The 13,577-nt window shown below is 45.1% G+C and carries 14 protein-coding genes; 5 read left to right on the top strand and 9 right to left on the bottom strand.

Features of this window, described 5'->3' with window-relative positions; all coding sequences use genetic code 11:
- Window positions 1–13: 13 nt before the first annotated feature.
- The 3 genes from CSH92_RS15380 to bioH all read right to left on the bottom strand — a co-directional run bounded on the left by CSH92_RS15380 (window position 14) and on the right by bioH (window position 2,149).
- The gene (locus CSH92_RS15380) at window positions 14–967 is read right to left on the bottom strand and encodes a putative metalloprotease CJM1_0395 family protein (RefSeq protein ID WP_100658533.1); all 954 of its coding nucleotides are present in this window, start codon (window positions 965–967) and stop codon (window positions 14–16) included.
- 11 nt (window positions 968–978) lie between these two features.
- Window positions 979–1,311: a hypothetical protein gene (locus CSH92_RS15375; RefSeq protein ID WP_100658532.1), complete on the bottom strand. Its 333-nt coding sequence runs from the start codon at window positions 1,309–1,311 to the stop codon at window positions 979–981.
- 109 nt (window positions 1,312–1,420) lie between these two features.
- Window positions 1,421–2,149, bottom strand: coding sequence for a pimeloyl-ACP methyl ester esterase BioH (gene bioH, locus CSH92_RS15370; protein WP_240612838.1), 729 nt, complete (start codon window positions 2,147–2,149; stop codon window positions 1,421–1,423).
- Between the two features lie 27 nt (window positions 2,150–2,176).
- Between bioH and CSH92_RS15365 the strand changes: the two genes are divergently transcribed.
- Window positions 2,177–2,965: a ComF family protein gene (locus CSH92_RS15365; protein ID WP_164084765.1), complete on the top strand. Its 789-nt coding sequence runs from the start codon at window positions 2,177–2,179 to the stop codon at window positions 2,963–2,965.
- Here the strand turns inward: CSH92_RS15365 and CSH92_RS15360 are convergent.
- A complete protein-coding gene (locus CSH92_RS15360) occupies window positions 2,948–5,545 on the bottom strand; it encodes a M14 metallopeptidase family protein (protein WP_100658530.1) in 2,598 nt (865 codons plus the stop codon). The two genes, CSH92_RS15365 and CSH92_RS15360, sit on opposite strands and share 18 nt — an antisense overlap.
- Before the next feature lie 163 nt (window positions 5,546–5,708).
- Here CSH92_RS15360 and nfuA point away from each other — a divergent pair, with 163 nt between their 5' ends.
- Entirely contained in the window at window positions 5,709–6,287 is a 579-nt protein-coding gene (gene nfuA / locus CSH92_RS15355; RefSeq protein WP_100658529.1) for a Fe-S biogenesis protein NfuA, read from the top strand.
- Window positions 6,288–6,296: 9 nt separating this feature from the next.
- On the top strand, window positions 6,297–6,596 hold the full coding sequence (locus CSH92_RS15350; RefSeq protein WP_240612837.1) for a hypothetical protein: 300 nt from the start codon (window positions 6,297–6,299) through the stop codon (window positions 6,594–6,596).
- Here CSH92_RS15350 and CSH92_RS15345 read toward each other — a convergent pair.
- Window positions 6,541–7,926, bottom strand: coding sequence for an MATE family efflux transporter (locus CSH92_RS15345; protein WP_420807514.1), 1,386 nt, complete (start codon window positions 7,924–7,926; stop codon window positions 6,541–6,543). The genes CSH92_RS15350 and CSH92_RS15345 overlap by 56 nt on opposite strands.
- 43 nt (window positions 7,927–7,969) lie before the next feature.
- Here CSH92_RS15345 and CSH92_RS15340 point away from each other — a divergent pair, with 43 nt between their 5' ends.
- A complete protein-coding gene (locus CSH92_RS15340; protein WP_100658527.1) occupies window positions 7,970–9,040 on the top strand; it encodes a polysaccharide deacetylase family protein in 1,071 nt (356 codons plus the stop codon).
- A gap of 130 nt (window positions 9,041–9,170) precedes the next feature.
- Here CSH92_RS15340 and CSH92_RS15335 read toward each other — a convergent pair whose 3' ends face one another.
- From CSH92_RS15335 to CSH92_RS15325, 3 genes are all read right to left on the bottom strand, one after another.
- Window positions 9,171–9,572, bottom strand: coding sequence for a hypothetical protein (locus tag CSH92_RS15335; RefSeq protein WP_100658526.1), 402 nt, complete (start codon window positions 9,570–9,572; stop codon window positions 9,171–9,173).
- A gap of 75 nt (window positions 9,573–9,647) precedes the next feature.
- Window positions 9,648–10,166: a hypothetical protein gene (locus CSH92_RS15330; protein ID WP_100658525.1), complete on the bottom strand. Its 519-nt coding sequence runs from the start codon at window positions 10,164–10,166 to the stop codon at window positions 9,648–9,650.
- A gap of 112 nt (window positions 10,167–10,278) precedes the next feature.
- Window positions 10,279–11,061, bottom strand: a complete 783-nt coding sequence (locus CSH92_RS15325) for a hypothetical protein (protein WP_100658524.1) — start codon at window positions 11,059–11,061, stop codon at window positions 10,279–10,281.
- A 165-nt stretch (window positions 11,062–11,226) separates the two neighbouring features.
- Between CSH92_RS15325 and CSH92_RS15320 the strand changes: the two genes are divergently transcribed.
- Window positions 11,227–11,850, top strand: a complete 624-nt coding sequence (locus CSH92_RS15320) for a response regulator (RefSeq protein ID WP_164084767.1) — start codon at window positions 11,227–11,229, stop codon at window positions 11,848–11,850.
- On the opposite strand, the gene CSH92_RS15315 is transcribed toward CSH92_RS15320, so the two are convergent.
- Window positions 11,851–13,569: an ATP-binding response regulator gene (locus CSH92_RS15315; RefSeq protein WP_100658522.1), complete on the bottom strand. Its 1,719-nt coding sequence runs from the start codon at window positions 13,567–13,569 to the stop codon at window positions 11,851–11,853.
- Window positions 13,570–13,577: the final 8 nt, after the last annotated feature.

The raw sequence follows: 13,577 nt of genomic DNA, 5'->3' as shown, positions 1-13,577 counted from the left end.
CGCAACCGCAATGTTAGGCTACGGCAGAAAAACCTGTTTCGTTAGGAGTAACGATCGAAAGATAACGTGACTGAATAACATCAACGCGTTTCAATGTTTGCTCATCCTGCTTTAACGTTTCACGCTGCTGCGAGGTGCTCAATGACTCGCGATCGACCGCAGCGCTGGCACCAAAGCCATTATTGTCCAATGTGCGCTCGGGGATTGAAATATCAATACCATCGACAATCTCATCAAGACTTGGCACTTCGGGTTGTGCGGGATTAGCTTTCTGCTCAGTTGGATTGGCTGCTCTCGCAAGTTCCTCAGCACGTTCTTGCGCAATATCGCTGCGCGCTTCAAACGCTTTTTGTGTGGCCTCACTGGCAACACGTAAATCCTGTGGTGAAGGTTCAGCCGGCGCGAGTGCAGCCGCCTTGACCTGTTGCATCTTTCTTAAGGTTTCCTCGGGCGAGGATTCTTCGCCTACGTCAATTGAAACCTCTCCGCCAACGGCATAACGCTTACCGTCAGGACCCGTTTCATATTCGTAGCTAGGAGCACCGGCATACTGCCCGCCTACACTTGCGTGTGCTTGTTCGTGACTACGAACCTCACTGTCGCGCTGTTTTAACCGCTGAATCTCGCGCTCATCACGCTGCTCTTGTTCTTCGCGCTGACGCTCCTCAGCGTTTTCTTTACCTGCACTCTGATCGTTAGCATTGTCAAACGCGCCTTCACCAGCGAAGGCTTGTGGGCTCGCATTAGGGTTGGGTTGCGGGCGTTCATATACGAGCGGCGCTGGTTGCTGGCCCGGGTTTTTCAGGCGGTCAGATTCAGAGCCGAGTCCAGATTTTGCTTCTGAGTTCTCGTTAGCTCCTGTTTGTGGAATAGTTTCACGCGCAAGGTTTTCTCGCCGAGCCGACTCGGTATTCAAATTGGTATTGGTGAAGACAATACCGGTTGGGATTGGCGTGACAATATTCATAAGACTATCGATTAGGCGAAAATGTCTATTATTCGACCGATTGTCTCATCCGCGGTATCAACCACGGCTGCCGACGCCTGCGCATTTCGTGCGTTTATCTGCAACGACAATAAATCACTAGTTAAACTGTCGCCAGGCGATGGCAACGTATTACGCAAGTTACTGATTTGCTGCTCTGCTGCACCCAACAACACGCCCGCAGGGCCATTTTGAGCAACGTCCTGCTGCGCCGTTCGCTGCGCGATGTTTAATGAGGCCTGAGTGATCCCCTCAGACGCTCGATTTAATCCAAACTGACCTGATAAGATCGCTGAATTAACGTTATATCCTGTATCAATTGGCATACAGTTACCCTCACACTACCTCCACGTTAGTATGCCTGAAATTGGTTATTTTTTGAACCCTTTTTATCATCTATTTCGCTATATCCACCGCGAAAACTAGCGTGAATGGCTATATAGACTGAATAAACTGCTGTAATTTCTCTACCCATAGTTGACGATGGGAAATAAAAGGAGCATGCGCCGCGTGTGGAACAACATCATAGTGGGCATTAGGTTGTAATTGTTGTATCTGCGCGATGACATCATACGGTACTAATGAATCTAACCGGCCGTACAAACGTAATGTAGGGCACATGATTCGTGCGATTGATTCACGTAGGTCGACGGACGACAGTAGAGCGAGGCCATCCATTAAGGCAACATGTGACGGATCAGGGAAAGCTTGCACCTGTTGTTGAATGAGTTTTATATCCGCTTTGGCAGATGGACTACCAAGGGCCTGAATGGCGAGAAAGCGTGCTAGTGTTTTAGCAAAGTCATGCTCTAATTGCGCTTCAAATGCATTAAGCACTTCAGGCTTAATACCGTGCCAATCAGTCTTCTGTGCAAAGCACGGCGTTGACGCCACCGTTACCAGTCCGGACAAGCGTTCCGGCTGCTCAATTGCTATTGACTGCGCGACTAAGCCTCCCAAAGACCATCCCACTAGGACTGAATTATCAGGTAGCGTTTGGCTGATCAACTCAACAATATTTACTAACGAGTAATCATCAGGCAAGACCGTGCTATTGAGTCCAAACCCGGGTAAATCAATGGTTGTAATTCGCGCAAATTCTACAAGTTCAGGAATCACTGATTGCCAAACCCCACTATTTAGCCCCCATCCATGAATCAACACGAGTTCACAGTCTGAGGCCGCGCTCTCATGACTATAGGTACAGCTGACAAGCTTAGACTGAGGATGCACAATTTGCGCTTTGGTTATACTCAAGGGTACCTCTGCGGTATGCTGGTAAAAGGGTTAGCAAGACTAAAAACCGGATTATTGCACGTTTTGGGGCAACGCTGTATTGCGTGCCTGTTTCCAACCATCGAACAGCCCTGTCCTTATTGTGCCGCGCAAATTCGAACCCTGCCAATGCCAAGTTACAACTATGACCTACGCAACTGGCCAAGGGTAGCGCAAAGCATCAGGCCGCACCTGCTTGCACCTTTACATGTAACCTGCGAATACTCTTACCCATTTTCGCATTGGATTGCCGAACTTAAGTTACAAGGTAAGTTGTTTTACATAGCCCCGCTAGCACGGCTTTTCAGTGCTGGAGTAAAATCGCGGCCAAAGCAATTACCTGATCTGATATTGCCTGCCCCCATGCACTTCTCACGGTATTTAAAACGACAATTCAGCCATACTCGCGAACTAACCATTGCCATCGGCAAACAGCTAAACGTTCCGGTACTTGATTCTGGGCTGGTAAAAACGCGGCTTTCACCGCCTCAACGCACTTTATCGCGGGCTGACCGATTGATGAATATGGACAATAGTTTTGCGTGTAAATCGTTCGAGCCTAGCGTTAAACGTGTCGCGATCTTCGATGATGTGGTAACCACAGGGGCCACCATGCAAGCCATGTTAAATGCAGTTAGAGCGACCAATCCACATATTGAATTAGAGGTCTGGTCGCTCGCAATTACATTACCGCGCGTCGATTAAACTCGCCATGTATATGGCATTGGCAAAGACTTTACTTGTGCCGTACCAATAGCCACGAAAGTTTAAATTATCAGCGAAGCCAATCACTCTGCCCTGTCCCAAACGATGCGCAACCGCAGCAGGGGTTTCAGCAATCAACTCAGCCAGTTTAGGATCGGCATACCCAGACGACAAAGGCTCTGCAGTGTAGGTAAATGGCACGATAAATGGATTATCAATGTTGCGGATAATTGCGTTGTTAGTTTTAAACATCGGCAGCTTGGCGTCGGCTAAACCAAACGCAAGCGGGTGCGTCACATCTACATCGGTCATAAATACAGTGCCGGCAATGAGCTTTTTAGCCGCCAGCTCACTGCGCTGTGAATAGCTGAGGTTCTTCGTTGAAAATAACTTATCCACTTCACTGGAAGGCATCATTTCAGCTTTTAACCACTGCTTTTCAATCATAAACTCCATACCGCGTTTCTGCCCAATAAGCACGCCACCAGCGTTAACCCAACGAGTGAGCTCATCAATCGCCTTTTTCGACAAGCTGGAATAATTACCATTAGCGAGAACAATGTGGCTGTATTGGGCAAGGTCGACCCGATCAAGTCGCCATTGTTCGATGATTGAAGCCGGTACTTGCATGCGCGTATCAAGGTAATGCCAAATTTCGCCAACTTCATATTGGGATATACCATTGCCACCGATGATTGCGATACGCGGTGCGCTGACTGGCTCAAGCTGACGTGACCCTAGATCAATACCTTGCGGTGTCAAACCCGATACGATGGCGTAGACCGGCTGTTGATAGTTTGCAGCTAAGCGTTGTAGTTCGCTTACAAAATTTTGGGGTTGTTCTAATCCACGCGGGATCACTAACGTTCCGGGGGCAAAATCTCTACTTTGCTGGAGCGTTTGTGCGGTAAAACCAGCCCCCGCTATGCGCACCTTCACATCCAAACGTAACAATTCACTTAATAGGGCTGGCGCATCGTAACTGTTCCAGTCAATCGCATAAGCGTATGCGTTTGTTGGGATGCTCTGTTGCTGCGGTTGAGAGATACTGTCTGCCAGCTTAAGCTTGCGCAGCATACTCTTGTCGACGTCTTGATAGTTTAAGTCAAAGGCGTATGGCAAGTTCCAGCTGGATACATCATAGAACGTATTGTCGGCAAAGCTGGTTTGAGTGGAAAAAAGCGAACTCAACAAACGGTATTGCGCTTGATCTACCCCAACAAATACGCTCCCTGCTGGGTATGCAACACCCTCACTCTCAAAATCAGAAGATAAATACGCAAACTCAATCTGATGCTGACGCAAAATGTCAGTTAGCGCTTGCATGCGCGCATTATCTAAAGTGGCTTGGATCAGGTACCCTCGCGTGCGGTCCTGCTCAGCCAATTCTTGTGTGTCCTGATAGAACTGATGTTGATATTTTAAAATAGCTTGCTTGTTCGCCAATGCGCCTGCAAAGGTCGACAAACTGGTGGTTACTTGGTTTTGGATAGTCTCAGCAAACTCAAGCTCGCCGTTAATCGACTCTTGCAAATGGCCCCGACTGCTCGCCTGCTCAAATAAAATACCGATACTGCCGTGTGCATCGGGATAGGTGGAGCCTTTACCATAATAAAAATCATCAAAGCTTTCTTCGCTAAAATACAAGACGCCCTCAGCATCAAAGGCCTGCGCATGAAACTCTGCCAATGCCTCCGTCAGCGTTACGTTGGATTGCGGTGTTAATGGATTCTTGCGACTCGGGATACCCGGCTGGAAGAAGTAGGTACTGTCGGTACCCATCTCATGAAAATCAGTGAGAATATGTGGGCGCCATGCATGAAACTGCTTTATTCTGGCGCGAGATTCTGGATGTGTTAACAATAACCAATCACGATTCAAATCAAACCAATAATGGTTTGTGCGGCCGGACGGCCAACCTTCCTGATGCTCCCGGTGGTCTCGATCAGCATTTAACACTTTGCCTCGATGCATATTCGCCCATTGTGCAAAGCGTGATAGGCCATCGGGGTTTAATGACGGATCAAGCAGAACGACATTCTCGCTCAGTAACGTATTAACCGCTTCGCTCTGGGCCGCTGCTAGATAGTAGGCTACCAACAACGCTGCATTTGCCCCTGAGGGTTCATTGCCGTGAACACTGTAGCCCATGTATAAGATAACGGGGGCATCATTGCTTGGTTTGTTGCCGGCTTGCAGAGTTTGAATATGGGTTTGCTGGATACTATCTATCTGCTGCTGGTTTTCTGGCGACGTAATCGTTAGAAGCAACAGTGGACGATTCTCATGTGTGCGTCCGGTTTCCGTAATCGTAATTCGTTCGGATGCTGCAGCAAGCGCATACATATAGCTAACAAGCTGATCGTGTCTTACATGCCATTCACCGACCTCAGCGCCGAGAATGCTTTCAGGTAGCGGTACCGACTGATCATATTGGATACCTTGTGGTAAATAGTTGTGGGTGGGCTTACCCGCGATACTGCTGTAACTGAAAAGCAGTCCACAACTCATTAGAAAAACAGACAATAGATGCTGTTTTAATCTGCTACCAAAACGACGTTTCAACCTGCATGTGCTCATAATGCCTCTTACTTCTGATGTTCAAGCAAATTTTTGGGATTTGGCTCACCTTATCTTAATTCAACGGATAAGTATAAATAATGAAAAAAAGCCATAATACCTGAGTGTTTTACTTGGTTAATTTTGTTATCATACGCGGTAATGCGATTTTTAGGTTGGTATTATGATCACAATTTCAGAACAAGCCCAAGAACACTTCGTTAAATTGCTTTCTAAACAAGCTGAGGGCACGAATATCCGGGTTTTTGTTGTCAATCCTGGCACCTCTGGCGCAGAGTGTGGCGTATCTTATTGCCCACCAGATGCCGTTGAAGATCAAGATGTACGCCTTAATTTCAATGGCTTTGACGCTGTTGTTGATCAAGAAAGTGCCCCTTTTCTTGAAGAGGCAGAGATTGATTTTGTTACTGACCAAATGGGTTCGCAACTAACCCTCAAAGCGCCGAATGCTAAAGCCCGTAAGTTAGATGACGATGCACCTTTGGTTGAGCGGATTAATTACATGATCGAAACAGAGATTAACCCTAATTTGGCTAGCCATGGTGGTAAGGTCTCATTAATGGAAGTAACCGAAGACGGTATTGCTGTACTGCAATTTGGTGGTGGCTGTAACGGCTGCTCTATGGTCGATGTAACCCTTAAAGACGGCATTGAAAAGCAAATGCTGGCGCAATTCTCAGGTGAACTAACCGGCGTCAAAGATGCCACTGAACACCAGGCCGGAGAGCACTCCTACTATTAAGCGGCCAACGTGACACGGATCAAGCACACCCTGTACCGCGCTGGACAAAATCCAGTGCGGAGCTGGCAACGGTTTAAGCTCGGTTTAGGCGTATTTGCGTTTGGCTTGGTACTACTAATAGCGTTGCCTGCAACCTCCTTTGTATTCACCCTAGTGTCAATGAGTACACTATTGCTAGGCTTCTTTTTTGCTATGTGGGGGTACTGGGGCATGTTCGCCAATCGGTTTGCTCGCGTTATTGAACAACGTGAGCTCAATCGAGCAAATGATCCTTTCGCCAGCGATCAAGATAAATCCAACCAAGACTGAAACCACGCGCAGCAAGGAATGCTAGAAACGCCCACCACAGTGCCCAATTGTCATGCTGTTGCAACAGCCACCAAACGGGAAAAAACACACCCAATGCACTTAAGGCCATAGTATTGCGCATGGATTTTGCGTCACTAAAGCCAACAAAAACACCGTCAAATAGAAAACACCAGTGGGCTATTAAGGGTAAAAACCACATTAACGGCAAAAATGCGCTGGCTGCGTCCATCAGTTCCGGTTTATTGGTTAATAAACTAATGACCCATTCGCCCACCCCAAAGAACAAGGCGGCATAAACCAAGGCAAACGCAGATGACCAAATCAAACCACCAGTGGTGTGCTGATGGATCTGTTCGGAGCGCTTCTGCCCCTTAGCCTCGCCAACCAGTGCTTCAACCGCATAAGCAATGCCATCAAGCCCTAGCGCAATCAGGACAAAAAATTGCATCAAAATCGCATTGATTGCTGCCGTTTGGGCGCCAAGCTGCGCACCTTGAAAAGTAATAAACGCTAAACATAATTGGAGCGTGAGGTTACGCACAAACATTGCCGTATTGAGTGATACTATGGCTCCCCACTCCCGCGGTGCGAACCAATGTAAAGCCGGTAGTCGAGCAGCTAAGGGCCGCAGCGCCAGTACTGCGCCCATGGCTAGCATGGCGTATTCAGCACATACGGTTGCTGCCGCTACGCCCATCACATTTAGCTCAAAGCCAAACACAAAAATCACATTCAACAGAATGTTCAGCACATTGCCTAGTACTTGGATAACAAGCACCGCTCGCGTTTGCTGCTGACCAACTAACCAACCAACCAAAACTAAGTTAAGTAGCGCTGCAGGCGCTCCATACACCCGAACGGATAGATACTCTTTAATAAACTGATTGGTTAACGCATCGGTTTCTGCCATCCATTGCGCCAGCGGGATCAACCATTGCATCGCCATAGCAACCAGAATCGCGAGCAGCATAGCCAAGCCAGCCCCTTGATATAGAGGTTTTGCGTATGCGTTACGGGCTGGCAGCGTTAATGTTGTAGCCGCACCTTTTACTTGCGCACTCAGACCTGTAACAGACATTCGCAAGAACCCGCTAACCCAATAAATCTGCGTGATCACTAAAGCACCAATTGAAGCCCCCGCGAGCGCTTCGACCGATGGCAAGTGACCAAGTACGGCAGTATCGACCAACCCCAGTAACGGCGTAGTAATGTTGGCGATTATCATCGGGATTGCGAGCGCAATAATCCGTTGATGAGGTTGAAATAATCGGCTAAACAACAGCAGAAGTGATCCAGTCGTGGCTAATTTACAATAGAATACCCGAATCACAGATAAAATCCTGCGAGCGCGCACTTAATTCTGAGGAGAATCTATGCCACGCTATTTCGCGAGTGTGTTCAAGGTCCTTGTTACGCTAGTTTTTGCCGGGGCGTTCTCACTTGCGCACGCTCAAACGGCACACAGCGGTACAAGCGCCGTTATCCTGCTCTATCATCATGTTGCCGAGGATACGCCTGCCTCGACCAGTATTACTCCCAAGAGATTTGCTACGCATTTAGAGTATTTGAGCAAACACCACACTGTTATCGACCTGCAAACAGCAGTCACCGCCATGCGAGGAAATGGGCGACTGCCTGACAACGCTGTTGTGATCACCTTTGATGACGGTTATCGCAATATTTTGGAAAATGCACACCCCATACTCAAACGCTATAAAATGCCCTACACCATTTTCGTAAACCCCGGTGTAGTCGGCGTGCAAGCAGGTCATCTTAGCTGGGAGGAGATGGCGCAAATGGCCGATGAAGGGGTTTTATTTGCCAATCATAGCCTTCACCACAATCATCTACTGACACGCGAAATGAATGAAAGTGAAGAAGCATGGTTACAACGAACCCTCGATGATATTGAGTCCGCCGAACAAATCATCGCCGAACGCTTAGGCTATTCCCTGAAATATGTGGCTTATCCCTTTGGAGAATTTAATCAACGCTTGAAGCAACAACTGCTACAACGCGGTTATATAGGATTCGGGCAACACTCAGGGGCCGCTGGTAGCGTTAGCGATTTTGGTGCTATACCGCGCTTCCCTGCTGCGGGTATTTACGCCAACTTAGACACACTTAAGGTGAAATTGAATAGCCTGCCATTGGCGATAAAAAGTGATGAGGTTGAACCCATGCAAACCTTGGGTAGCAAACCCACGGTAACTCTAAACCTGCAAGCAACACCACCCTCAGGCACTGCTGTCACTTGTTTTTTTGAGAACAAACCCCTTGAACTCAATGCCACGACGAATAGTTTTAGCTTTAGTTTACCCAAAGCGCTGAGCGCAGGGCGCAGTCGGGTAAATTGTACTGCACCAAGCAAGCAATCGGGTCGCTTCCATTGGTACTCTCAACCGTTTTTTGTCGCTGATGAGAATGGGCAATATCCGGATTAAGCATAGAAACTTGCGGTCTAATATCGCATTTGTTATTTGATTAACAAATATGCAATCCAAAACCATCTTTCTGTAACACCGCAGTTAAAGTCCGAAAAGCAGTTAAAATACAAATTTATAGATATTTAGACTACTTTACACCTTCGCTCAATACATTTCTTAACCAATCATGAGCCTGAGATTCTCGCTCAAAAAAACCATGTCTTACTCCAGCGAGTGAATAAACCCTAGAGATATGTTCTTTCACGATCAAAAAAGAGGAGCGAGGAATAATGGCTGTGGCAGCAAGCCCTCTTTCTCTTAATAGCTTCAAACTAAATATCAACGCCTTCTCAGCTTCTGGAGTTAATAAACTTAGTCCGTGCAGGGTCATCATTTGCGCCCAACATTGATTTTTAAGTTTGGACAAATGTTTTTCTAAATCGACCTTGTATGCTTGGATAAACTCTTCGTTAAATGGACCTGCGGCATCTACAATCAGAATATTCTTTCTTTGTTCAATCGAGTAAGTACCATGCTGACTGAAGTGCATACAATTAATCCTTAAAATATCTTCAAAATCCTAATCTGAGCCCCCAATTGCTAGTGTCGCAAAGGTATGGCAATTTTAATCATCAACACTTGGATAATTTATCTTAGTGAAAACGACCCTCTGCCCCCTATCATAACTGTTTGCTTTGAGGTTAAACTTGTAGTCCTCCACGCGAGCGAACTCTTGATCTGATATAAAAGCAATATTGGTATTAGACAAATGCGACTTATCTGGAGCTTCTGTATTAGTCGCGTTAACAAACTCGAATACATACTGGCCAGCAGATGAAGCAATTTCATTCAACGTCAATTGAACTTGGTTACCCTGCGGGCAGAAGTGACGTAAATTTAATTTTCCATTATCGATTGTATAAATAGTAATGGATTGGTGAGTTGGAGACATTCTCCATCGTTCGAGCAACGCGTAGCCGCCCGATATTAATTCATATTCAACTTCAATTATTCGTCCATTTGGGTAATTCCCCTGCCATTTTCCACTTAAACTGGCTAAATGTTGGAACGCACTCTCATGTTTATCCGCTGAAAAAGCACTTAAACTTAGAAAAAAAACATGGAAAGCTAAAATGATACGCATAAGTTGTCCATCAAAAAATGTGAAGGCAATTTTGTCTTGGGCATGTATAAAGTTAAAAGGGGCGCCTGATATTTTGCCCCTTTTTAAATGCGCCCTGTCTTTGGACTAGCTGCTATCTACGAGTTCTCAGGTATTCAAATGCAAATAGGCTTTTCCCAGAGGACTTATTGTAATACTGACAATAAAGTTTTTCCCCGTTTGCTGGCGCTAGAGTGCTTGTGTTGCCGTGAACACTTAACATAGTTCTACCTCTTGATTGTAAATCTTTGTCCCAAGCAGCGCTTCTATCACTATTGCTCCCCTCTGCACACTGAGCAACGTTTTCAATATCGTGCCCACAATGCAACATGTAGTCCTTGGGTGATAAGTAATCAACCTTTGAAGGATATTCTGATTTTACTTCATCGATTGCGCCTGCACCCGGATCATCGGATCTAACACACTGCATCTCCCAGTCATTTGAACTTCCCATCGCCTTGTACTTCGCAGAATCGACTTCCATGTAGATGATCTGACGAGACTTAATCGAAGGTAGAATGCACTCCTGGGACACGCTTCCTGGCTGTCTATCAATAAATCCGCGTCGCTTCTCTTTACTGAAACCTTGTTGGAATTCGTAATCACCTAAACTTCCTATAGTCACCTGCTCAAGTTCGAGACCAGCACATTTGGTGAATTGAACCAGTTGCTCACTTGGCCCGCCATCTAAGCTCGGGGCTCCTTGTACAGAACTGGAGGTTTCATCGGCCTGCTTTTTAGTATCCTCAGCGCTCTCTAAAACCTTTACGGCTTTTTCAGCTTTTTCTTTTAATTTATCGAAAAATTGAGCCTCTGCTTCTATAGCGCTTACGCTAAGCCCCAAACCTAAAATATATACAAATGTTAGCTTGCGCATAGTGTTATCCTAGTTATCAACGTTAATTCACTAAGGATATCCGTCAACATATGTATCTCTGCGAAAATTCATACTTTAGTAGTAAAAACACTGAGTAATCTTTAGCTTTATGTGAACATGACCACATTAAACTCAATAACTTAAATTAGTGCTATGATAGAAATCGTGAGTCTCGATGATCATCCTATTTTCAGTTGCGGCTTAGCTGAAAGCCTAAAGCAATTCTCTGAAGAATTCTGCGTCCATTCATTTACTTGCCCTCAGAAAGCGCTGAAACATTTGAAAGCTCATCCGCAGACTGACTTGCTCGTTCTAGATCTGTCAATGCCAGAAATAGATGGAATCTCCTTTATGCTTGGCATGAACAACCGAGGGATCGACACTCCGGTCGTCATAATGTCTGCGTCAGAAGATATGCAACTATTTCAAACAGCCCTAACTTTGGGGGCATTGGGAGTCATCCCTAAATCGATTTCAGCAGCAGAAATAGCATCATATATACGACTTGCACTAATGGGTGAAATCGTTTTACCCGAACATATAAAAGTGCGTTTAACCCAAATATCTAAATTCGCAGAAGAAAATACTGAAACCGTACTCAGTAACCGGCAGCTAGAAATTGTAAAGATGTTATATGCAGGGTTATCTAATAATGAAATCGCTAGCGTTTTGTTTATCAGCGAAGTTACGGTGAAATCACACTTACAAAAAATATACAAAATCCTTGCCGCGAAGAATCGGGTTGATTGTATACGTAAAGCTGAAAGCATGGGGATATTAAATAAGTAGTTAATCAGTAAACACACAGCGCTGGATGACGCTCCTTAAGTGTGCAGGTTTTGTGGGCTTATGGAGCAAAATAAAGCCCCGATCTATCACCTCATCTATGACATTAGGGGCCGTATCTCCGCTAAGAATAATTGCCGGTGTGCCAGAAGCCTTGTGTTCATTTTTTAATGTTTCAAGCACATCCATACCATTGTCACCATTTTTCAGTCTCAAGTCTGCTAGTAAGACATCAAACCGTTCTGTTCCTCGAATCTTGTCTAGAGCCTCTTCGGCGTCGCTGGCAATGCAGGCTTGCATGCCCCATACATTAACTTGGAAAACTAAGCCTTCCAATACAGTTTCGTTATCTTCAATAATTAAAATACGCTTATTCCTCAAACTCCACCTAGAGGATACGGCTTCTTTATTTAAAACTTGCACAGGTTTCTCACAATAGAACAGATTGAGTCTAAAAGTCGTTCCTTTACCTTCGATAGAATCTAACTCCAATTCAATACTCAACTTATGTGCAATCCGATTAACTATTGACAAACCTAGCCCAAATCCTTTGTTGCTATTTCTTTCCTTATTACTTATTTGATAAAAAGGTTCGAAGACAAATGCCTGCTTATCACTCGCAATACCGATACCGGTGTCTGATACCGTGATGCACACAAGGTTGTTTTCTCCAATGTCCACGTCAATTCTGACACTGCCAGAATTGGTATAACGTATAGCGTTATCCACTAAGTTTGAGAATAATCGCTCCATCATTACTGGATCCGTCTCTACCCAGCATTCGAAATCCGAAACGAAAAACTCAATTCCCTTAGCCTCTGCCTTAGATGTAAAATTACTTTTCATTAACTTGAATATTTCTTGTAAGTTTATTGGGCGAATCTCAGGTTGAAAGGTTTCGCTGTTTAGCTTGGATACATCTAAAATATTCGTGAGTAGATCGTTGAGCGTTGATGAGCTCTTTTTAAGATGTACAATCAGCTTCTCTCTGTCCACCTCTTGATGACTTTCCTCCAGTGCTGATATGAGTAAACTTAAAGCTTGTGAAGGTTGCCGTAAATCGTGACTGGCTGCTGCAATAAATTGATTTGTTGTCTGTACAAGGATTTCGTTTTCCTTCACCAAGGACAGATGTTCAATAGTATTTTTGTAACTAATATTAACTGTTCGAAGAGTAAAAAGAGCAAACGCGATATAAACCGCCACTAAAAGATATGATGGTTCAGGAACCCCGATGATAAAAGCAATTGCAAAAAGACTCATAAAAGGTATGAGATAGTAGTAAAAATACCGATACCAGACAGCTCCTAGGACTGTTGCACCAACTCCTATCCCTAAGGTTATCGCCAAAATAAATACCGATTCTTGTGGATGCTGAACAAAGTCTAGAGCAAACGCCGTACTGCCCCACAGTAAGGAACTGCATGCAACGAGAAAAAGAGAAATATGTTCAATGGGTTTGGATAAGACTTCTGTTTGTGAATTGCGAAGGTGCCAAACAATTAATAGTTTTCTCGCGAATAAAAGTGTTTGATGCAAAAAAAACCACAGGCCGATATAGACGGGCTCATATAAATTGTATGCTACAACAACAAATACGGTGCCTAGTAACAGTTGCATAACAAATACTGAGTTATACATCGCCACCATTTTTCTTGCCTGCTCTCGCTCAATGAAGTCTTGAACTATTTTACTATCTTGGCTAATCGCGATTGATTTCATTTCAATTT

This window comes from Neoalteromonas flava (assembly GCF_002807685.1).
GTDB lineage: Bacteria > Pseudomonadota > Gammaproteobacteria > Enterobacterales > Alteromonadaceae > Alteromonas_E > Alteromonas_E flava.
The sequence above is the reverse complement of the archived record's forward strand: the minus strand, read 5'-3'. Positions and strand labels throughout refer to the sequence as shown.